The sequence below is a fragment of the Paenibacillus sp. FSL H7-0326 genome (assembly GCF_001955535.1).
GTDB lineage: Bacteria > Bacillota > Bacilli > Paenibacillales > Paenibacillaceae > Paenibacillus > Paenibacillus shunpengii.
Genome location: NZ_MPVN01000001.1, coordinates 2,129,616 through 2,152,332 on the forward strand (window position 1 = coordinate 2,129,616; position 22,717 = coordinate 2,152,332).

The following is a 22,717-nucleotide window of genomic DNA, read 5'->3' on the forward strand; positions in this document are numbered from 1 at the left end:
TATGATGATTACCATTGAAACGCATATAGACGGGACAGGTGAAATTATGGAGCATTTAATTAGACCGGAGGTTCGCAGCATTGAAGTATCCGGTATACGAAAAATGGCCAACATGGTCAGTCAATATGAAGATGTATTGTCACTCACGCTCGGGCAGCCGGATTTTCCAACGCCACAGCATATTCTGGAGGCAGCCAAGCAAGCCATTGACAGTGGAGAAACGGTGTACACGCCGAATGCGGGGACACTCAAACTGCGTACAGCGGCAGCCGAGTTCATGGCACAGAAGTACGGACTTACATATGATCCTGCGGATGAGATCATCGTAACCACTGGCGCGAGCGAGGCAATTGATGTAACTTTCCGGACGATTCTTACGGAAGGCTGCGAGGTACTACTGCCAGGCCCGATCTATCCGGGATATGAACCCATTATTCGTATGTGCGGTGCACAGCCGGTACATATGGATACGACTGGCAGCGGCTTTAAGCTGACCGCCGATTTGATTCGTCAGCATTTGACAGAGCGTACTCGCTGTATCGTGCTGGCCTCCCCTTCCAATCCGACAGGCTGTACACTGAGCTCCGAGGAGCTTAACGAGATCGCAGACCTGGTTCGGGAGCGTGAGCTGTTCGTCCTGTCAGACGAGATCTACAGCGAGCTTGTATTTGACGATACGCACACTTCCATTGCGGCTCTGCCGGGCATGCGTGAGAAGACCATTGTAATCAACGGCTTGTCGAAGTCGCACTCGATGACTGGATGGCGCATCGGGCTGCTGTTCGCTCCGGCTTATCTTGCACGTCATATTGTGAAAGTTCATCAGTATAATGTCACATGCGCCAGCTCTGTCAGCCAAGCAGCCGCGGCCGAAGCGCTGACTGTGGGCATAGATGACGCCCTGCCGATGCGTGAGGAGTACGCACGACGCCGTGATTATGCCTATGAGCGGCTGGTCAGTGCAGGCTTTGAGGTCACACAGCCAAACGGGGCCTTCTACATCTTCCCTTCTGTAGCTAAATTCGGACTCGATTCCACCACGTTCGCCCATCGTCTGCTTGAAGAGAAACGGGTTGCGGTCGTGCCTGGAGCCGCGTTCGCTCCCTTCGGCGACAACTATATCCGCATCTCCTATGCCTGCTCCATGGAGGTGCTTCGTGAGGCGCTGGATCGAATCGAGTCCTTCGTACAAGGATTGTCCAGCTAAACTCGGATGAATGCCGCAAAAAAAACTGCTTCTGCGCATGAGCGCAGAAGCAGTTTTTTGGTATGGTGACCTCTTTTATGAAGAACGATGACGCAAATAGTTAGATACAACGTCAATGGCCACGCCAATCGCTTCTTCCTGTGGCTCCAGCTTCGCATGATGCAGTCCATAGGGCGTATCAACCCCAAGCCAAAACATCAAGCCAGGAATATCGCGGAGGAAGTATCCGAAATCTTCGCCTGTCATGGCTTCCGTACATTCAATCAGTTCCACACCTTCAACATGTTGAACGAAGTTCATAAATCGCTCGGCTTCTTCTTCATGGTTGTACACTTGATAATAATTGGAGCCATAATCCAGCTCGGTCTTACAGTTAAAGCCAGCCTCTATGCCTGTCAGCAGCGCTTCAATCCGGGCTTTTACATCTGCCATAGAATCGGCTGACAAGGACCGGATCGTGCCTTCCAGACGAACCCGTTCTGCAATAATGTTCTGTTTGGTTCCACCTGTAATTTTGCCAAGTGTCACAACCACAGAATCTAATGGATCGACATTGCGTGAGACGATAGACTGCATCTGCATGACCAGACTCGACGTCGCAACGATCATATCAATGGCCCGATGCGGATAAGCGGCATGGCCGCCTTTACCTGTCAGATCAATAAACAGCTCTGATGTGTTCGCGAACAGGATGCCCGGCTTTGTAGCAATCGTTCCTACCGGGTATTCGGGAGCAATATGCAGCCCCATCATGAAATCAGGCTTCCACGCCTTAAATTCCTCGCTGTCCAGCATCGGTAATGCGCCGCCCGGCCCCTCTTCCGCCGGCTGAAACACGAACAGCACATCATCATTAATGGGCTCTCTCACGATTTCTGTGAGCACCCCAAGACCGATAGCCATATGCAGATCATGCCCGCAAGCATGCATGTAACCCGGATGCGTTGAACGGAATTCATAGCTCGTCTCTTCATCGATGGGCAGCCCGTCCATATCCGCCCGGTATCCCAAGCACCGCTCACCAATCAAACCCTTCACTCGAACCAAAATACCTGTACGCCAGGTTTTGACCTCCAGCCGCTCCTGCGGTAGTCCGCTGATGTATTCCAGCAGCAAAGCCTGTGTCTTGAACTCTTCAAAGCCCGGCTCGGGAATTTGGTGCAGCCTACGTCTTAACTCTACAAACTCGCTCATTCGATCACTCCTCAAGTCACTCATTAAGCCTTTTCGTATTCGGTTATATGCGCCTGCTAACTTAAGCTCACGCTCAAGCCGCTCATAAACAAACACGCGCCACTGTTGATGGCGCGCGCTTGGATTACTTTTAACTTGCTTATTTCAGATTGCGAAGACCTTCAATAATTGTAGTCTTGGACTTGGTCTTGTCGTCAACCATTTTGATTACACGAGCTGGAATACCCGCAACGACTGCGTTCTCAGGCACATCTTCAATCACGACTGCACCCGCAGCGATTACAGCGCCTTTGCCTACACGCACACCTTCGAGAACGACAACGTTTGCACCGATGACAACATCATCCTCAATAACAACCGGTTGTGCAGAAGGAGGCTCGATAACGCCAGCGAGTACCGCACCTGCGCCAACGTGGCACATCTTGCCGACTTGAACGCGTCCGCCAAGCGTTGCATTCATATCAATCATCGTGCCTTCACCGATCGAGACGCCGATATTGATAACCGCACCCATCATGATAACGGCATTGTTGCCGATCTCTACTTTGTCACGAATGATCGCGCCAGGCTCGATACGTGCATTGATTCCTTTCAGGTCAAGCATCGGAATTGCAGAGTTACGACGATCATGCTCCACCTCGTAAGACTCAATTCCTTTGTCGTTCGCAAGCAGCTCTTGAACTTCTGCCCAATCGCCAAACAGCACGCCGCCGTCACCGTAATCAAATACTTTAACGCCTTCTACTGGAGAAGTGATTTTACCGTTGAAATACACCTTTACAGGGGTAACCTTTTTGCTATCTTTGATGTAATTAATGACTTCCATTGTTTTATCCATGGCTGGTATGTTTTTCTCCTTTTTCTTCAAGCTTATTTTCCTTGCGAACATTGTAGCATACGCGCTCGAACAGAGTCTACTTTTCACACCACAGGTCTCGACCACACATTCGCTTCAAACTTACTTCTCAGACTAGATCCACCTGGTGTATGTACTACTGAATTGGCAATGTCAAAAAGTAAGAATAAAATTCGTCATCGATAACATATCCGTGCTTCTCATAAAGCGTGCGTGCTGCCTTATTGTCCGGCGCTGTAGATAACGCAACTCCTTTAGCCTGTGTGGTCATCCCAAACTCCCGTACCTGCTGCAGCAGCAAGTCCGCAACTCCTTCTCTGCGATGTGCTTCCATTACATATAGATCATTAAGGATCCATGAACGCAGCATAGAGATGGATGAGAAAGTGGGGTACAGCTGAGCAAACCCAGCGGCTTGTCCATCAGAAGCTGCACGCACGATAAATATGACCGACTCTGCATGATTAAAGCGGTTGAACAAGAACTCCCTTGCACCCTCAGGATTGGATGCTTGCCCATAAAACACACGATAAGAATCAAATAGTGGAACCAGATCATCTAAATCATGTATCGTTGCCTGGACGGCAGAATACTTCATCGTCATTTTAAGAAAGGCTCCTTTTCTAAAAATTCATCTATACCGGCAGCCCTCTGTTCACTTTACTTCGTTAATGGAGCGCATTATCAAATTATATCTGGATTTTTAATTTTCAGCCATGGTCTTTTTCAGTTTAAATCACCCGAATCACGAACCAGAACAGGCCAAACAGCATGATCACTCCAGATATCAGGGCATTGCTGTAGGTGTAGACTTTCTGAAATCTTCTCAGCCACAGGAGCAGCGGAATAACCACAGCCAATACTGACAGCTGACCGATCTCCACACCGACATTGAACGAGATCAATGCAAGCACAATGGAATCCACAGGCGATTCCTGCAGCACCTGGGCAAACCCGAATCCATGGATCAGACCGAACAGCAGCGCAATAAGCCAGCGCCGATTCACTTGCTTGCGGAAGATGTTCTCTATAGCTACGTAGGCAATACTGAGGGCTATGAACGGCTCCACGAAGCTTGATGGCAGACGCACTATGTCCAGTGCAGCCAGTGCAATGGTCAAGCTGTGCCCGATGGTAAAAGCCGTCAGAACCTTCACATAGTCCCATGGCCGCAGCTTAGCCAACACGAGCGCAAGGATAAACAGCAGATGGTCAATCCCAAACCAGATGTGCTTGACTCCGATCACCAAGTAGTTCCAAGCCGTGACGGCCCAGCCCGGCAGCTCAACCGTCGTGCTGCTGCTTCCTTCGGCTGTAATTTCACCGGCAGCCACTTGCTGTCCATTGGTAAATACAATATCCTTTGAGGCCTCTCCCATTCGAATTGCAGCGAAATTCTGATGATTGGCGTCCATATCAAAGAAAAAATTATAGTTAATGGAATAATCATCCGCCGCTTCTGCAAAATCATATCCGAGCAGCATATGCAGATAGCCGGTGTCATTTCGTTCCACAATCCTGATATCATCTATGGTTGCAAGCTCGGCAGCCTGGCCTTCTCCTTCTACAATTAAGGATTCCTCAATCAAGGATCTGAGCTCGTCCTGTGTCCATGCAACCTCGCCCTCGGGAGGCTCATTGTCTCCACCCAGTATGAACACCCCCCCAGATCGGACATCCATCCACTGGGCTACCTCCTGCAGATCAAGCTCTATTTCGTATATCAATCCGCTCTGCTCCACCTGGATATTGGAATATCCCAATGTATTCATGTGTGCACTTGCCGGTTGAGCAAAAATAGTTGATGTCATTACAAAGAGGATGAGGGCCGCAAGCCACTTGGTATATCCTCTCAAATCAACGAAGGGCAAGCTTCTGCGCAAACTCGAAGCACCCGATTCATCCTCTGTCCTGCCGCATTGATCATATAATTGCATACCATATCCTCCTGTAGCGATCTCTTGTACCTCAAATGCAATCAATATAGCATCCTATGTTTATGCGATGATGAAATCATTGTTTAACAATGTAAAATATTCATCTCTTAAAAATAGAAAGGGAGAAAGCCCTTCGTGCAGGCCTTCTCCCTAACCGTGTTATTGCATTTGCTCCAGCATCAGAGCGAGAACCTTCGCTGTCTCAGAACGCAATGCCATGCCTTTAGGATCAAAGCTGTTGTTTCCTTTACCTGCAATGAATCCCAATGCCGTTGCCTTCTTGACTGCTTCCTTGGCCCAATCGCTGATCTGATTGTCATCGGTATAGGCCGTTCCGTTTCCGGTCTCGAGCTCCTTACCGCTCATATGCTCCAGGGCACGCACAATCATGACAACCATTTCTTCCCGGCTTATCGACTTGCCTGGTTCAAATTGGTCTGCACTTGTGCCATAAACAATGCCCGCCTCATAAGCTGCTTGTACAGCTTCTGCATACCAGCTTCCAGCCTTAACATCGCTGAAAGTATCGACGCCTGTGGATGCTGTAAGACCAAATGCTCTTGCCAGCAGCGTTACGAATTCGGCTCTTGTCGTCGATTTTGCAGCGCCAAATGTAGTGTCGTTAATGCCGTTCGCGATACCTTGGAAGCTGAGCAGTTGTACATAAGGGTGAGCCCAATGCCCCTCGGTTACGTCCGTATAGAGCTTGTTAAATTCCAGTACGACATACGTACCCGCCTCTTCTACTGATGCTGTATAGCTTCCGTCTGCATAACTTCCGCCAACCCATGTTACTGTACCGTCTGCCGCAATCTGATAAATACCGGCCAGAGCAGTATTCTTCACGTTATCGGCCGTAAGCTTAATCGTTACCGAAGCATCCAGCGGCTCCGCTGCGCCATTCACACCGCGTTTGCCAATCTCCACCTTAGCTGGATTGCCGACCACCTTAAAGCTTGCTTTTTGTTCTCTGCTGTAATCTCGGACTGCTCCGTCGACAGCTTCTTCCGAAGCTGATTCAGTAGAAACATACAGTTGTTCATTCGCACCAAGCTCAGCAGCCAATGCCGTTCGTTCTTCTGCACTCAAGGTGATCACGGCCCCGTCTGCAAGCGTAATCGTCAAGCTGCGGTTTCCAATACGGGTAAGCGCTGCTGAGGTGAAGATCAAGCCTGTCGTATCATCCTCTGCTCTCAGGCTTACACTGTCACCATCTGCTGAGATATCTTCCGGCGTAATTTCGGTCCACCCTCTGTCTGTCGATGTACCATCACCAGAGCCGTTGTTATTATTACCATTACCATTGCTATTTCCGTTACCGTTACCGTTACCATTACCATTTCCGTTGCCATTTCCATTGCCATTTCCATTGCCATTTCCGTTTCCATCTCCATTACCACCGGTTCCCGTGGAGAATTTCCAGATAGGCGAGAGTGTTGAGCTGCCGGATGGATCCGTTGCTTTGGCATACCAGAAATAATCCTGATTTGCGTTAAGTGAAGACCAGGTCGTGCTCGCCCTGCTTCCACTTTCGACGGCTTGCTGTGCCCCGATCTCGTTTGTACTATAGAGATTCACTCCGATATAATCCGTTGCTACCCGCTTGAGAGGATCCTGTGTCTCAAAAGGAATGTAGAAATCGTCGGAACCGTCCTCAAAATAATTCCAGTCATCGAGATAAGATGAATAGGTCTTCACATGAATTTGTTCTTCCGCTGGATCAAATTCCAGGAAGCGCATGTATCCTAAACCGCCCATCGGTCCGGATTGATAATCTGCCAGCATCTCTACGACAACGCGGCCGTCTTCCAAATGCTTGACGTTATAGCCTACGCCATGAATATGACCGCAAAGGACCATTTTTACATTCGGATTCTTCGCTACAATTTCATCCCAGATCATTTGACCTTGACCAGAGTAGGCCCCGGATGGAGAGATGTATTCATGCGTTCCGATAATAGCGTAACGATCCGGGTATTTCTTCAATACTTCATTTGCCCACTCCACTGTATCCTCCTGGATGCTCCAGCCCAGATACAAAATGATGAAATCCTGACCGTTGGCAGATACAAGATCATAGTGGTCACGGTTGTTGTTCAAATCGTCTCCGTAAGTCGGCTGATTCTCAAACCGATCACGTCCAAAATATTTCCAGTACTCCGTATAATCGGCAGCATTGAAGTTAACATCATGATTCCCTGCAACGACACCATATGGAAGACCGGCTTCTTCAATAATCTTAAAGCTCTCATCGGCTATCGCCCATTCGTCCGGTCGATACCAGTCGTCAACAATATCCCCGGTATGAATGAGATAGCGAATATCCATTTCTTCCTTCATATCAGCGATGTACTGCATCTGTGACCGGAAAATATCCGGATAGGAATCTGCATAGTACTGCGTATCTGTAGAGAAAGCAAAGGTGAATTTGCCATCCCCGTCCGGATCTTCGGAAGCGGAGGCATCTTCAGCTACAATCAAATCCTGAATAAGCACTTGAATCTTCTCGTCTCTTACCATGTCCGCAGCGTTTACGGCAGCTCTCAGTTCGAAGTCTTCGGCACCTACGCCTCTCGCTGCAGCTTCCCATTTGCCCGTGTTATAGTTCCACGTATACATGGTCACCTGACGGCCTTCAACCGAGTGCCCCTGCCACACGACTTCAACGGATTCAATTCCACTTGCATCTTCGTCCAGCTTGAATTCATAGCGCTGATAAGGGAACAGGCCGCTCGCATCTGTGACGTAATATTCCCCGTCCTGCTTCGCGACAAGTGCTTCTGCTTCCGCTGTAAATACTTCCTCACCTTCTGGATTCAGCTCAATTGGCGGCTCACGGTCAACGGCATTGGAATAGGCTTCAATATCCGACTGCTCGTTGAAATCATAACGATAGCCTTGACCAAAGGAAACATCCACTGCATCTCCATTCGGATCACTTGCAGTTACGCTGAGCACTGCATCACGGCTCACACCTGCTGCACCATCTGCTGGAGTCGGATCCTCAGGAGCGTTCGGTGCCGTTTCATCCGTAGTAAACACACCTTTACGCGTCACCGTATTTCCTGCTGCATCCGTTGCCACAACTTCGAAGATATGCTCTCCTACTGTAAGTTCTGAAGCATGGATGACAGATGGCAGCTCTATCGCTGAGCCGTCAAGAGCAGCTGTTACCGAAGCTACACCTGATACAGCATCCACAATATTCGCATTTAGCTCAAATTCACCAGTGTACAGCTTGCCGACCTCAATAGAGAAGCTCTCAAATACAGGCGCGGTATTGTCAACAACAGCGGTTACCTCAGCTGAGTTACCCGAATCCGAAGACAATGTAAATAGATGATCTCCATCAGTTAATGCTGTTGTGTCTACCTCCGCGTAGATGCTGTGGAATACATCTGCCGGTATGTTAAATGTAATCTCGATATATTCGACATATCCGCCGCTATCACCAATCTTGTGGCGGTCAGCCGGATCAATATCGGTAAAGCTGTCTGCATTTAATGTCTTGGCACGTGCTGAGGTCCAATCGGCTGAAGTACCGTCTGGCAGCAGCAGCTCCACTCCTTCAATTCGATAGTCATCGTTGTTGTTCGAGGTACCGAACTCCAGCGGGTCATCTTTCGTTCCGGCCGTAATTTTAATCGTATTTTCTCCTGGCTGCAGAACGTGCTTCGGAATATCAACGTACTTTTGCTGATAGTAAGTACTCACTGGCAACAGCGTAACCAGCTCATCATTGATGAATAAACCATTCTGGAAGCCGCTGTTTATATCGTCAACCCGATAGGTTAGTGTTGGCGCTGTATGCATCGCCGGACTAGTGCTGAGCTCATTTCCATCGACCGAGAGGGTCAACGTCTCGCCCGCAGCTTCCGTATTGCCCTGAACAACAGCTGTTCCACTTAAAAATTCGACATTTGCAAAATCAATCCACAAAGGTCCATGATTCACAAAACCGAGGCTGTAGTTGTCAGATTGGACGATATTCTGCCCATCCGTTGCTTCAAAGTAATAATCAACATGCGCTGCCCCAAGCAGAAGTGCCTTGTTCACTTCAGCGGACATGAATACATCCGAGCCTTCCGCTGTGCGCTTCATATTGACTTCAGTATAATCCGTATCCATATCCCGTTTGAAGAACAAGGATACCCGTTTTGCCATTTCATCATCTGTCACCGTTGCTTCAAATGTCTGCGAGCCAAAAAGCGTATCTTCTACTTGTTCTTCATGAATAATGACCGGCTGGTTCGTATCATTCGGCACTTCGACAAGCTGTTCAGGTACCTGTGCCTCAATAAGCTGGCCTGGTGTAGCTGTCATGCGTGCAGAACGCTTCACCATTTTGGTAGAACCGTCCTTAGGATATTCATATACGACACTCGTACCGTCATTCTCTACCTCATCGATACCGACGCTGAACCACGCTTGTACGATCGGATTACGGGCATGGTCGACTGCATAATGCGAATCCTCGGCAAGAATGATCCGGCCTTCATTCGTATTGTTCATACCGATGGAGTAGATCGACATGACCCGATCCTCCGGCAGGTTGACGCCCCAGTGGCTGTTAAAGCTGCTCACCGGCTCGTCCTTGCTCAGATCAGACTGCACCCAGATGATTGCCGTTTCTCCAGCCGGAAGCTCCAGGTTATGCGGCAGATCCCAAGCATCCGTTCCGCCATGATAATAGCCATAAACAATCTGATAATCTTTGAGATTCACCGTTTGGGTCGAATTGTTGTACACCTCAATGTACTCATACATGTCGTTTCCCGTACTGTCCGGCACGAGCTCTGTAATAAGCAGCTCTGGAACTACAGAGGATATGGACTCGAGCACTTTGATTTCAAAGGGCTCATTCTTCACATCCTTTTTCACTGTAGTATGAACTCCGTCCGTTGCTTCGAAATAATAGTATAGTCGGCTTGCGCCTGTCAGTACTTCTTCCGGAACAACAGCTTCGTATGAATTTCCTGTTTGCTGATTCATCGCCACAGAAGTGAAGTCTGACATCACATCTGTCTTATAATAGAGCTGCGCTTCTGATACGACGGCATTATCCGTGATCTGAGCGGAGATTGTATAGTCGTGCATCCCGATACTTCCTGCCCCGCGAGTGTGTTCAATGACTGGAGGCAGATAATCATCCGGGAGTGTAACCGTTGTTGAAGGCTTCTGTTCATCCAGTACATAGCCTGGTGTCGGCGTTACTTTAACGCCCCATTTAACCATATCCTCGCTTACATAATTCGGTAAATACGTAACAGAGGTATCCGTCAAATTATCAGGCGCTGGATTATCTGGAGTTGCATTGTCGTTATAAGCCGCGGATACAACCTTATGTCCTGATTTGGTTACAACGTTAACAATTCTTGAGGATGTATTCGCAAGGCTGCTGTCCCCTCTGAGATTAACGAGATCCGCTTCCTCAATCTGCCGATCGCCTGTCAGCTTGTAAGCAGCGTTGAATTTGTCCACCGTGCCGTTCGCATCTGTCGGCTCCATCCGCAGCACCAGTGCTCTGCCTGGCTCCATCTGAACGTTGTCAGTGAACTGCCAAGTATATTGGGTAACACCGCTTAGATCTGTGTAATCAATGTAGTAATCCTGCAGAGAAATGACCTGATCACTGTTATTGTACAGTTCAATATATTCCCATGCAGGGACATCGGCACCGTTAATATTCGGTCCGTTGAACACCATTTCCGTAATCAGTAAATATGGAGGCTCTCCATCAAGCTCGACCTGAAGCTCATAGATTTCGTCTGCCACAGACGGACTCCGTGAAGTACCATATTCATTCTGAATCGTGAAATAATATTGAATTTGCTGTGTGCTTGCCATCGCCTTAGCCGGAATAACACCTGCTACGGAATAATTCCCTTCGGCGCCCTCTGTAATGGTCATCTCCACACTGCTGTACAAGGTCTCGTAGTCGGCCTTGTAATACAGCTTGGCAGCAATCACAGCCGTATCACTTGTCACCTCAGCTTCAATGGATACGTCCTGAGGATTCGTGGTCGTCACCGATGGCTCGTAGCTGATTTGAGGCAGCTGTTCAGGGTCCTCTACCTGTGGTAGAGGAACTTGTCCTTCCCGAATACTTCCCGGTGTCGGGATCTGCTTGGTTACCAGCTTGTCCATCAGAGCACCGCTCGCCGGATATTTATAGACGACGCTGGTTTTGTCTCCGCTATCCGTCACATCCTTCGGTCCAATGACAATATCGTTATATCTTGCAGATGATACAACCTGGTTATCACTGCTCTTTTTGATGGAAGCAGTATAAGTTCCTGTATTAACTAGGTTGCCTGAGGGTTGATTCATGATCAGAATTTGATCCTGGGTAAGGGATACTCCATATTCGCTGTTGACGAGCGCAAGGCTGCTGTCTTTTCTGAGCAGAACAACTGTTTTCCATGGCTGCAGCTCCTGATCGCCCAACGTCCAGTTATATGCGGTTGTACCATTGTAGTTCTCGTAAGATACGTAATAATCTGATAAATTAATCGTCTCGGAGCTGTTATTGTAAACTTCAATATATTCCGAGTATTCATCATTCGGAGCGTTAAACACAATCTCAGTGATCAGCAGCTCCGGAATTTCTCGGTCAACAGTAAGTCCATATATCTCTGTGCGGCTCAGCCCTTCTTCATTCCGGGCCGTTATGTAATAATCGATGCTGCCTGAATAGCCAATAGAGATAAGTCCAATCGTTCCTGAGAGGCTGTAATTCCCTGCTTCACCTGTTTCTACAGACATTTCAACAGCTGTATAAGTTGTCGCTGAGCTGTCTTTGAAATACAGCGTAGCCGATTCCAGAGGGGATGGGCTGTGTACGGAAGAAGTGACCACAACATCCTGCAGAGGCACCGTGCCGGCAGATTGATGGCTGATCACCGGAAGCAGAGACGGATTCTCAGCCGATGGATCCGGCACTTGACCATCCAGCAGTGTTCCTGGGGTAGGGATACCGAAGCTAAACCATTTTTCCATCATGGCGCTGTTCGTGTTAAATTTATAAACCACGCTCGTTTTATCCTGATCGTCACCGTTCTCCGAGCTGTTCACTGCTGCATCGTTGTAACGAACCGACGATAAGGTCTCGTTATCTGCAACCGTCTTAATAGATGCGGTGTACGTACCTGTGTTCACCAGGTTGCCGCTAGGCTGGGTCATGACTGCAATCTGATGCTCGGCCAGTGAAACACCGTAATCACTGTTCACTTGGGATAGACTGCTGTTCTTGCCAAGCAAGACTACTGTCTCCCAGACTCCTACTTCCTGGTCTGGAAGCGTCCAATCCCGAACTGTGCTTCCATCATGATTCTCGTAATGCACATAATAGTCGGATAAATTAATGCGCTGTGGACTGTTATTGTAAACTTCAATATATTCGGATACCTCTCCAGAGCCCGGAGCATTAAATACAATCTCCGTAATCAGAAGACTCGGCGTCTCTTCTGCAGGTGGCTGCTCAATCAAAAGATCATATACCGCCCCGTCTTCAGCTGGACTCCGAGTTGTTCCGTTCTCGCTTGTTACCTCAAAGTAATAATTCACCATTTCGGCATCGTGCATGACGGACTCGGGAATCATTCCGGATAATTCCGTGGATCCCTGAGCGGGATCGCCGATGTTCATGGGCGCAGCTTCGAATGTTTCATCATTGCTATCCTTATAGTATAGTGTCCCTGTAGTAATCGCAGTTTCACTATATACAGACAATGTAACCGACATGTCCATAGGTACTGTTGACTCCGCTTGCTGCTCATAAATAACCACCGGTGCTGCACCAGGAGCTTCAGTTGGAGCTTCAACTGGAGTCTCAGCAGGTGCTTCAGCTGGAGCATCAGCAGGGGTCTCGGCTGGTGCTTCGGCAGGAGTCTCAGCAAGGACTTCAGCATATGCTGACTGTACGCCAAGCCATGGGACCACTCCTCCAGCCGTGCCTGTCACAACCAATACGGCTGTCATACATACGGCTGTCCATCGCTTCATTTGGTTCAAACTAAACATTCCCTCATCTTCATCTCCTCATAATTGTATAATGATGAACCTTTTAAAGGGTACCCGAAGAGGAAGGAGTACGACAATAAACATTTGATTTGAACCTATGCATTTTTTTAGCTGTTTACCGCGAAAAAGCATGAAAAGAAAAAAATGCACAAATTCTGAAATATCGACAATAAATTTCTTAACATTCCCATTACATTTCATACACATATATGAAACAATTCTCTATTAGTATTTTGTAAGATACAGCTTGTTTTCGGGGGAGGTTCTTTGAGATGAGAATGAGGTGGGACGGCAAATCCATAATGACCATGGCGACGATATTTGCACTTATTGCTATCCTACACCTGTTAACCACCTCCCTGCTGAATAGAGCAACGACTAATGAATCGATCAAAGAACACTTATTCCAGCTGGAGCATACCGCCGAACGGATAAGTGCCTCGCTATCTTCATCGACACATATAGACCCTTCTCATCAACTTACAGAAGCAGCCCGTCATGGATTTCTTCCTGATCACCTGATCGTGCTCGCTGCAGATGGAAAGGAACTGTACCGTTCAGACAATGCAGCACTCTCCCTGTCTATCCCTACATTCCAGCCTGGCCAAAATATAGCCCAAATGAATAACCAATACTATTTTTATACGGACACAATAAATGGATTGAAATGGATAAGTACCGTTGATAATAAGGGAATACAAGGTTTATCCCTCTTTTTCAAAGTGATCTTAGCCATTTTGTACTTTTTACTCGCTGTATGCATCTCAGGGCTGTTCCTGTTCTATACTCAAATTCGTAATCCGATCAAAGCGATCGGACAAGCAGTAGCTATTCATATGCCAATGAACAGGGATTCCCGGCTTCAACTCCATTCTGCTGCACTTGAAGTGACCCGCCTGCTAGAAGAACGCGACCATTATTTGAAATGGAAAGCCAAGATCATGCCTTCCATCATCACCTTAGATCATATCAATGAAATCAAGCAGCTAAATCCTGATTTGGAAAGAGCCGGAGTCCATCCCTCTACCAGCAGCACTATTATGGTTGTGTATAACGTCCTCACGGATATAGAGGCAGAACCAAATGACAGAGACCGAATATGTAATGCTTCATACAGCGATACCGTGCACCATTTGATCCTTACGATGCGCCAATTCGCCGAAGCATGCGGTCCTTCTACCCATACGTTTCAGATCGAACCGATGCACATTATCTCGATATTCTATAACATAGATCGGGATGTCCTCATTGCCAATCTAGAAAAACAAATTCCTGCATGGGAGCAAGAGCTGCGTCATGACGGGAAACTGCAAATCGGTGTCAGTGAGCTGTATCCTGAACCGTTCCAGCTCAGCGAGATCTACGAGCAGACCCTGCACCGGATTGAGCAGGCCTCCAGATCTCCGTTGGTTCGGTTGATTCAGTTGATCACCGAAACGGTCGAAGGCCCGTCAACCGATCTAATTCTGTCAGAGCAGCATTCAACGGTTCCTGTTCAAGCCTCAGATAAGGTAGACGAGCTGGGCGAACCAACGGTTGAAATTAAAGACACGCTTGCCGTATATGTGCTTGATATTATTCAGCAGAAGTATCACCAGGACCTGTCACTTAACTATCTGTCTGATCTGCTCAATATGTCCGGTACTTACTTATCAACCTATATCAAAGAAAAAACCGGCAGTACCTTCAGCGAGCATCTGCATCGTGTCCGAGTGGAAAAAGCACAGGAGCTGTTAATAACGACCGACATGACGATCAACCGGATTGCCGCTCAGGTGGGATATGTCAATTTCTCTTCCTTCAATCGAATGTTCAAGAAAGAAACCGGCATGACACCTGGACAATACCGCAAACAAGAGATTATATATATTCATAAAAGCATTTGAAGCAAATTCATAACTTAATAAAGGCAAGATAAGGTATTCTGAAGCGGGATCGTTTATGAAAATATTACCTAAGCCTAATTCGACATAAGGCGACAAAATTATCAACTCTGAGAAGGTATGATGTATACGAGAATGTTAATTTTTGATTTATATGAAAAACCGATGAAGAACCCCTAAGCAATAACGAACTTAGAATAATGGACATCAACTGGAGGGCTTAGCGATGGTAGAACAAATGATGAAGGATGCTTTTGAAAAAAGATCACAGGATATGGTAGAGATCTGCGAGAAGGAACACAATAACCTTTATATGCTCTTCCGCGAGAATTTGGAAGCGATTAAAAATCAAACCCCCGATCAATTGGACAACAGCATCGGATTGCTAGAGGATATCTTCTTGCAGAGCAACACCCGTGTAATGAAGACCGCATATAAAATCGGATTCAAAGATGCTCAAGCGATAAATAAAGAGTTCATTAACTTTCAAGGATAATCCTATCCCCTAAGTGAAGAACGGACTTCACTACGGCCCATATTCCTGCATTGGAGTTTGGGCTGTTTTGTTATGTCATGCTTGATTCTATATTTCATTTCTTTATACCCCATTGTATATTTATACAATATTAATTATAATAATTCATTATACATATGAAAGGATTAAGGATATGAATCATAAACATATTGAAGAGCTCTCTCTGAATCATTGGCCGTCCTTATCCACCCTTCTCTACGACGGCTGGCTGCTGCGCTTTGCGAACGGCTTCACGAAGCGGGCAAACTCCATTCATGCCCTATATCATTCAACGGGTGAAACAGTCCGTAAAATTACAGAATGCGAGAAGATATATTCAGCTAATGGTCTCCCTGCTGTTTTTAAAATTACACCCTTTATTCATCCTGAGGATCTGGATTCCGCATTAGATCAAGCCGGTTATTCCGTGGTTGATGCAACAAGTGTTCAAACCGTAGATCTGGCGCATATCCGTAAGCCTCGGCTAACTTCAGTCCAAATCTATGAACGTCCCCACGATGAATGGTTAAACAATTACTATAAGCTGAATCAGGTAAAGGCAGCAGATCGGATCACCATGGAACGCATGTTATCCAACATTAAAACCCGAACAGGATTCATATCCTTATATGACGATGAACAAGTGGTTGCCTGCGGACTTGGCGTGGTGGAGAGAGAATATATCGGGCTGTATGATATTGTGACGGATGTCAGATATCGCAATCGCGGCTTCGGTGAACAGATGATATTAAATCTTCTGAGTTGGGGTAAGGAGCATGGAGCCCGGTTCAGCTATTTGGCAGTTGTTGCGAACAATGCACCTGCACTGAGACTTTATTCTAAGATCGGTTATACGGAGAATTATAAGTATTGGTACCGGGTAAAAGCTTTGATCCCATCCTGACTGAAGACTAAAAGGCATGAACCGAAAAGGAGCATCGATCCATGCCTTACATATTTCATATTCGTAGTGGTCTGACTATAAAGACTAAGTCCGTTCTTCCGTAAGGTAAGTCTTAACTGACGGAGCCCTGTAGGCTGCGAACTGCTGGAGAATACCTTCCGGGGTATGGTCAGTAAGAACCATCGAGCGATATTTCGGCTGCATGAATTGCTCACGCTCCATCACATCAAACATAGATACCAGCGAATTGAAATATCCATTGATATTCAGCAACCCGCATGGCTTTTGGTGTAAACCAAGCTGTCCCCAAGTAAATATTTCAAAATATTCCTCCATCGTTCCGGGTCCACCCGGAAGAGCAATAAATCCGTCCGCCAATTCAGCCATCTTGGCTTTACGCTCATGCATGGAATCTACCATAATGAGCTCGGTTAATCCCTTATGTGCAATTTCACGAGCTTGCAGAAAATGAGGCAGTACACCAATTACCCGTCCGCCATGTTCCAAGACCGCATCAGCAACGGCTCCCATCAGACCTACATTAGAACCGCCGTAAATCAGAGTGATCTGTTGCTCGGCCAACACCTTACCCAGCTGTGCAGCACTTTCTTTGTATATCGAAGAGCTTCCTTCACTGGAGCCGCAGAATACAGCGATTGATTTCATTATCCCACTCTCCATTCCTATTATTTAGATGCGTAACGGGCTTGAAGCTTCTCTTTATGCGCTTCTAGTATATCTTCGAGAGATATATCGTATTTGTTGGCGATCACAATTAGATTCCCCAGCACATCGCCCAGCTCTTCTGTCAGTTCCTTTTTATTCTGCTCATATGAGCCTTCCATCTCATCGGGACGATCTCGTCCGATCTCTAGTGCACGAATGGCGCGAGCTACTTCTCCCGTCTCCTCAGCAAGAAACCCGATTCGAACAAAAATATTTAGATCTGACCACTGCCGCTGTTGATAATAATCCTTCACCCAATGCTGAAATTCAGTAATATTCATGTTGTTCCCCCATATGCTATCGAAGATGTGAGCAGACATTTCTTTTAAAATTTTATCATACCCGCGATCCCCAATCCATGCACGATCACCATTTGCGTCTGAAAAACCATACCAAAAACCTAGAGCTCTCTCTTAGGAGGTGTACTCTAGGTTTTTTATTATTCCGCCTTACCAAATTTAATGCGCTGTATATCCTCCGTCCACAAGAAGGGTCGTACCGTTAACGAAGCTGGCGTCGTCACTAGCCAGGAACAATACAGCCTTGGCAACCTCTTCCGGTCTTCCAAGTCTGCCCTGCGGATGAAGTGAAGCCAAATATTGTTTCGTCTTCGCATCCACTTCTTTTAGCAGAGGAGTTTCAATGTATCCGGGACATACAGCATTAATGCGAATGCCCTCCTTGGCATAGGCGGTACATAAATTTTGAGTTAACAGCTTAACTCCGCCTTTGGCAGAAGAATAGGCTGTTGGATTAGGTAGAGACACAAAGCTGTGAATAGATCCTGCGTTCACGATCGCTCCACCCCCGCCTTGTTTAAGAAACTGCTCAATTGCATATTTATCGGATAAGAAGACGCCTGACAAGTTAATATCAATGGTGCGCTTCCATTTCTCGTAAGACAGCTCGTGAGCAGGGGCATCGTCCGCCACACCGGCGTTGGCATACATAATATCCAGCCTGCCATATTTCTCCACCGTTTGATTGATCATGTTCTTGATCTCTTCTTCCTTCGTTACATCGGTCTTCACGAACAACGTTTCATGCCCGCTCGCATTCAACTCAGCAGACAACTCCCCGCCTCGCTCCGAGAAGTCTGCAATGACCACTTTCGCTCCTTCCTCTACAAAAAGACGCACGGTTGCTTCACCAATACCGCTCGCACCACCCGTGATAATCGCTGCTTTATCCTTCAGCTTCATTATTGTCTCTCCATTCCATACTAGAATATGATGCAATTGCCGATCCATACAACAAAGCGCCTGCTTCCATTAGGAGAACGAGGCGCGAAATCTTCATGGCTCATCTTTATTATTGTTGCCTTAACTCGTGAAAAATTAACATTTTGGTGGATATTATTCCGGGATATTTCCGCCAAGCACACGCCCGCCGGAATCACCCGATGGATCAGTCATGTGATCATCCTCTCCGGCATGAATAATGAGTGAGCGCCCGAGTACAGAATGGGCTTCTTCTTTTTCAAGCGTAGCCTCCGGCAGCAGCATCTCTGCTTCTACCGTCCCATCTTGTCCTACTTCAAGATTGTGCATATCTCCAACATGACTTCCTTCTTGATGCTCCAGGCCATGATGCTTGTCTGTTGGGTTAAAATGTCCGCCTGCCGTCTCAAAATCTGTTCCCTGTACGGGATTCTCATGTACATGGAATCCATGCTTTCCTGGCGTAAGCCCTGTTGCGGTCACATTTACGATGACTCCCTCATCCGTCTGCTCTAATGTGGCAAAGCCTGCCTCTTCTCCCTCCGCATTAAATAACGGAACCGCTGGCACGCCTAATGATATAGAATGAGACTCCTCGTCCCAATATACTGGCTGATTGACAATCTCAGATACCATCCGAACGGGTACATAGGTTGTGTCGTTATGAAGGATGTACTCCGGTGCGGCTGTTCCTGCATTATCGTACTCTCCATTTGCAGAGGATTTGTCCTCTCCATTAACGTATACACTTAGCTTCGCTGCCGACTGCTTCAGGCTGTCCAAGGTAAGATCTGGACTTGCTGCGGCCAGAGAAAATCCCGAAAACAATACAGCTCCGGCTAGAAATGCCCCTGCCATATGCTTGGTTTCGTACTTTCTTTTTTTCATTTCAGCGCCTCCTGTCCCTGTAGTCTCACCACCCCTTACCCTTATTTTCCAGTCATCAAACTGTTCATCTATGAGCTGACATTACTCATCCGCACGAAAAAAAGACACCCGAGGGATACCCTCGAATGTCTTATGGGAATGGGATGTCTAACATCTCACATATTTGCGTTTGAAGCCAAGCTGATTCTTGTCCACCGCTTTTTGAATATTATCGGCTGCGAGCAAGATCGCCGGCTTCTTATTGTCCCGTTTCATTTCAACAGGGCCTATGGCCTGTGCAGTGAGGACCGCCTTATCGTGAAGCGCGACATAGGACACAGCCGTTGTGTAAACAAAATTGTTCATCGAGGACTTGGTCCGCTCAGGAGATTCGTGAATCGTCTCTTTCACCATGTCCAGCATACGGGCAATCTTGCTTTCCTCAAACTGAACGTCTGGGCGACTGCCGAGCAGCCAGCAATAGCAGCTCCATCCTGCTGACATTCTCAGCTCATCTCCACTTGCGATCCACTTATCAGCCACCTCTTGTGCAATATCGGTCTCAGCGAGGGTGACTGCAACGACGTAATCAGACAGCATGTAAAAATAAGCTCCATCGATCCAGCGCTCAAAGTCCGCTTCTGTCATCGATTTTGCATCTGCAATGATGCCCGCAAAGTACATCGCGTCATAGTTTCCTGTCGCATACAGCTGCTCAGCCAAAGGCTGATCGATCTTGATCTTCTTCGCCATGGGCTTCATCGCGCCTGTCGCCACACCAAACAATGGTTCATGGGCGCCATTGGACATGTACATCTTCTTGAGCCGTTCCTTGCCGAGAGCTTCAAGCTCCTGCATGACAGATTCAAAATTCATCGTTTACACTGCCTTCCTGTTCATCTTACTCTATCAAATTCTCCGTAGCCAGGGTAAATCCTTCGATAACGGCATCTTCGTCAACTTCAATGAGGATGCATCTTTTTCCGCGATAACTCACCTGTTTCAAATACTTTAGATCCTGCGGGCTCACTGAAATGGTAGCTACCTTCGTATCAATCTTAATGGATTTCGAGGTGAATTTCGGCATGACACTGCTCGCTTTAAGCTCATAATTTTTATCGTCAACGACCGTTTCGAACGCAAGCTCTACCTTTTCTGCTGTCACATTCTCCACACCGCTCGAAGTCAGCATCCGTTCTACATCTTTATAATCCAGCCTTGGCGGCTCTTCCTGATCGCTTGTCTCAATGACCTGATGAATCTCCTCATAGACATGAGCAATCGTGGCGGCATCGAGCTGTTCTCCTGCGACTTCCTTCACGATATCCTCAAAGATCGTCCGTTCCTCTTGTGCCGTCACCGTTCTCTCCGCCTTCAAGACTTCCTCGATGAATTGGTAGTTTGGCTCGTTGGCTCTCCCTGAGGAATACAGAACACGGTTCACGTCAGAATAATTATCGGTCACGCTTGGATAGAAAAAGCCTTGCTCCGGCGTGTTCAATTTGATAATGGGATCAACGAAGACATTATACTTATATTCCCGCTCGACATAATCAAACATGAGTGTTTTCTTTTGCTGCTCGGTGGAGTTCACACTGCATAAAATAAATGAATTCGCAAAAACCTCATTCTTCTCGCTCTCTTCGACCTCTTCATTTCTTTCCTTCGTCGGTCGATAGTACTGCCCCCGAACAAAAGTAATCACTGTATCTTGCTTATAATGGGTATCGGCCATCATTCTCTCCACGAGCAGGATCATCAGATCCGTCCATTCATCGGGATCCCCGGTCACCAGCGCTTGATGAAGGAGCTCACGTGTCGGTTCCTCCGCTTCCTCCTGGAACTTTAACTCGAACAGCTTCTGATCCAGTTCACCGGTCAGCAGCTTCTTGAAGTTAGCCATATGCAGCTCCTGCTTCTCCCGATCCAGCAGCTCAAACGGCTGACGCTCGTAATGATAGATCTCGTTGCTCTCCTTCATAATATACACGTTAAGAATTTCGTATAGCTTCAGCATTTCGTGGTCCATTTTAAACTGCTTGCGTATGTGTGCGAGTTCTTTTTTTATCATAATTGATCAGACATCTCCTATAATAGATTACCCCTGCCAAAATAAACGTTACAGAAGCCCTTCATCCAGAAGGGCTCCTCACTTGATATATCTAAATACGTTTGTTGTTCAACTAACTTATCATACCATAATACCTTGTATAGGGGGCCCGTAATCATCGTATCGTTCTAGTCACCACAGCCACTGATTACGGCAAAATATTCATCAGGGAAGTCCTACTCTTGCTCGGCCTCATCATGCTGCTTACTTGCAAAATCATCAAGCAATGCTCGCGCTTCATTTGTTGACTTCGTGTTCATAAGGTTGTTTCTTAATTCACTTGCTCCTCGAAATCCACGAACATAAATCTTAAAGAAACGAGGAAGGGGCTTGAACGAACGGGGCTCCATAGCAGAATACTGATCATGGAGATCCAGATGCAGCCGCAACAGGTTAAGCAGCTCCTCACTGCTATGCTCTCTTGGTTCCTTCTCAAAGGCAAAGGGATTGTGGAAAATACCACGTCCAATCATAATACCATCCACCCCGTATTGCTCAGCGAGCTGTAAGCCTACTTGACGGTTCGGGATATCTCCGTTAATCGTCAGAAGCGTACCCGGTGCCACTTCATCACGAAGCTTTTTAATCTCTGGAATGAGCTCCCAGTGGGCGTCTACTTTGCTCATTTCCTCTCTTGTCCGCAGATGAATGGATAGATTAACAATGTCTTGCTTCAGGATGTGAGTCAGCCAATCACGCCATTCGTCAACCTTACTGAAACCGAGCCTTGTTTTTACAGATACGGGCAGTCCCCCGGCTTTGGCCGCCTGAATGATGTCAGCTGCAATTTCGGGACGACAGATCAGACCGCTTCCCTTCCCATTCTCGGCTACATTCGCTACAGGACAACCCATATTAATATCGATCCCCTTAAAGCCTTCTTTCGCCATACCGATACTCATTTGACGAAAATATTCCGGTTTATCTCCCCAGATATGGGCTACAATCGGCTGTTCATCCTCCGTAAAAGTAAGCCGCCCACGCACACTGTGGTTCCCCTCCGGGTGACAATAGCTCTCGGTGTTCGCAAACTCGGTAAAAAATACATCCGGTCTTGCCGCTTCACTTACGACATGGCGGAAAACAACATCCGTCACATCCTCCATCGGTGCCAGAATAAAAAAAGGACGTGGCAAATCACGCCAAAAATTCGTTGTCATATCTAAAACCTCTCTATAGTAACAGGACAAATCTTTATCCCTATATTAAAAAGCAAGCTGTTCGTGCTTCTTCTACACTTATAGCATGTTTGAGCACTTTTTATCAAACGATCGCAT

The 22,717-nt window shown here is 47.1% G+C and carries 16 protein-coding genes; 4 read left to right on the forward strand and 12 right to left on the reverse strand.

Annotation, left to right across the window (positions count from 1 at the left end):
• The first annotated feature begins 46 nt into the window (after positions 1 to 46).
• Positions 47 to 1,207, forward strand: coding sequence for an aminotransferase A (locus tag BK126_RS10150; RefSeq protein ID WP_076312654.1), 1,161 nt, complete (start codon positions 47 to 49; stop codon positions 1,205 to 1,207).
• 75 nt (positions 1,208 to 1,282) lie between these two features.
• Here the strand turns inward: BK126_RS10150 and BK126_RS10155 are convergent, their stop codons facing one another.
• The 5 genes from BK126_RS10155 to BK126_RS10175 form a co-directional block, all read right to left on the reverse strand.
• Positions 1,283 to 2,401 (reverse strand): N-acetyldiaminopimelate deacetylase, encoded by a 1,119-nt coding sequence (locus BK126_RS10155; protein WP_143757702.1) that lies wholly within the window; start codon positions 2,399 to 2,401, stop codon positions 1,283 to 1,285.
• A gap of 139 nt (positions 2,402 to 2,540) precedes the next feature.
• Positions 2,541 to 3,239 (reverse strand): 2,3,4,5-tetrahydropyridine-2,6-dicarboxylate N-acetyltransferase, encoded by a 699-nt coding sequence (dapD, locus tag BK126_RS10160; RefSeq protein WP_047912844.1) that lies wholly within the window; start codon positions 3,237 to 3,239, stop codon positions 2,541 to 2,543.
• A 154-nt stretch (positions 3,240 to 3,393) separates the two neighbouring features.
• Positions 3,394 to 3,861 (reverse strand): GNAT family N-acetyltransferase, encoded by a 468-nt coding sequence (locus BK126_RS10165; protein ID WP_143757703.1) that lies wholly within the window; start codon positions 3,859 to 3,861, stop codon positions 3,394 to 3,396.
• 127 nt (positions 3,862 to 3,988) lie between these two features.
• Positions 3,989 to 5,194 (reverse strand): HupE/UreJ family protein, encoded by a 1,206-nt coding sequence (locus tag BK126_RS10170; RefSeq protein ID WP_076312403.1) that lies wholly within the window; start codon positions 5,192 to 5,194, stop codon positions 3,989 to 3,991.
• 159 nt (positions 5,195 to 5,353) lie between these two features.
• A complete protein-coding gene (locus BK126_RS10175; protein ID WP_076312404.1) occupies positions 5,354 to 13,216 on the reverse strand; it encodes a lamin tail domain-containing protein in 7,863 nt (2,620 codons plus the stop codon).
• Between the two features lie 272 nt (positions 13,217 to 13,488).
• On the opposite strand from BK126_RS10175, the gene BK126_RS10185 reads away from it, so the two are divergent.
• The 3 genes from BK126_RS10185 to BK126_RS10195 all read left to right on the forward strand — a co-directional run bounded on the left by BK126_RS10185 (position 13,489) and on the right by BK126_RS10195 (position 16,517).
• Positions 13,489 to 15,102: a helix-turn-helix domain-containing protein gene (locus tag BK126_RS10185; RefSeq protein WP_076312406.1), complete on the forward strand. Its 1,614-nt coding sequence runs from the start codon at positions 13,489 to 13,491 to the stop codon at positions 15,100 to 15,102.
• A 223-nt stretch (positions 15,103 to 15,325) separates the two neighbouring features.
• Positions 15,326 to 15,595: a hypothetical protein gene (locus BK126_RS10190; RefSeq protein WP_076312407.1), complete on the forward strand. Its 270-nt coding sequence runs from the start codon at positions 15,326 to 15,328 to the stop codon at positions 15,593 to 15,595.
• 172 nt (positions 15,596 to 15,767) lie between these two features.
• Complete coding sequence (locus tag BK126_RS10195; RefSeq protein ID WP_076312408.1) at positions 15,768 to 16,517, forward strand: GNAT family N-acetyltransferase; 750 nt, start codon at positions 15,768 to 15,770, stop codon at positions 16,515 to 16,517.
• An 84-nt stretch (positions 16,518 to 16,601) separates the two neighbouring features.
• Here the strand turns inward: BK126_RS10195 and BK126_RS10200 are convergent, their stop codons facing one another.
• The 7 genes from BK126_RS10200 to BK126_RS10230 form a co-directional block, all read right to left on the reverse strand.
• Positions 16,602 to 17,183 carry an LOG family protein gene (locus BK126_RS10200; protein ID WP_076312409.1) on the reverse strand — a complete coding sequence of 194 codons (582 nt, stop codon included), beginning with the start codon at positions 17,181 to 17,183 and terminating at the stop codon, positions 16,602 to 16,604.
• 20 nt (positions 17,184 to 17,203) lie between these two features.
• Positions 17,204 to 17,524, reverse strand: coding sequence for a MazG nucleotide pyrophosphohydrolase domain-containing protein (locus BK126_RS10205; RefSeq protein ID WP_076312410.1), 321 nt, complete (start codon positions 17,522 to 17,524; stop codon positions 17,204 to 17,206).
• Between the two features lie 177 nt (positions 17,525 to 17,701).
• Entirely contained in the window at positions 17,702 to 18,445 is a 744-nt protein-coding gene (locus BK126_RS10210; protein ID WP_076312411.1) for an SDR family NAD(P)-dependent oxidoreductase, read from the reverse strand.
• A 153-nt stretch (positions 18,446 to 18,598) separates the two neighbouring features.
• Positions 18,599 to 19,351, reverse strand: coding sequence for a superoxide dismutase family protein (locus tag BK126_RS10215; protein ID WP_076312412.1), 753 nt, complete (start codon positions 19,349 to 19,351; stop codon positions 18,599 to 18,601).
• 147 nt (positions 19,352 to 19,498) lie between these two features.
• The gene (locus BK126_RS10220; RefSeq protein WP_076312413.1) at positions 19,499 to 20,206 is read right to left on the reverse strand and encodes a DNA alkylation repair protein; all 708 of its coding nucleotides are present in this window, start codon (positions 20,204 to 20,206) and stop codon (positions 19,499 to 19,501) included.
• 25 nt (positions 20,207 to 20,231) lie between these two features.
• Complete coding sequence (locus BK126_RS10225; protein WP_076312414.1) at positions 20,232 to 21,401, reverse strand: DUF4317 domain-containing protein; 1,170 nt, start codon at positions 21,399 to 21,401, stop codon at positions 20,232 to 20,234.
• 215 nt (positions 21,402 to 21,616) lie between these two features.
• Positions 21,617 to 22,600, reverse strand: a complete 984-nt coding sequence (locus tag BK126_RS10230) for a tRNA dihydrouridine synthase (RefSeq protein WP_076312415.1) — start codon at positions 22,598 to 22,600, stop codon at positions 21,617 to 21,619.
• Positions 22,601 to 22,717: the final 117 nt, after the last annotated feature.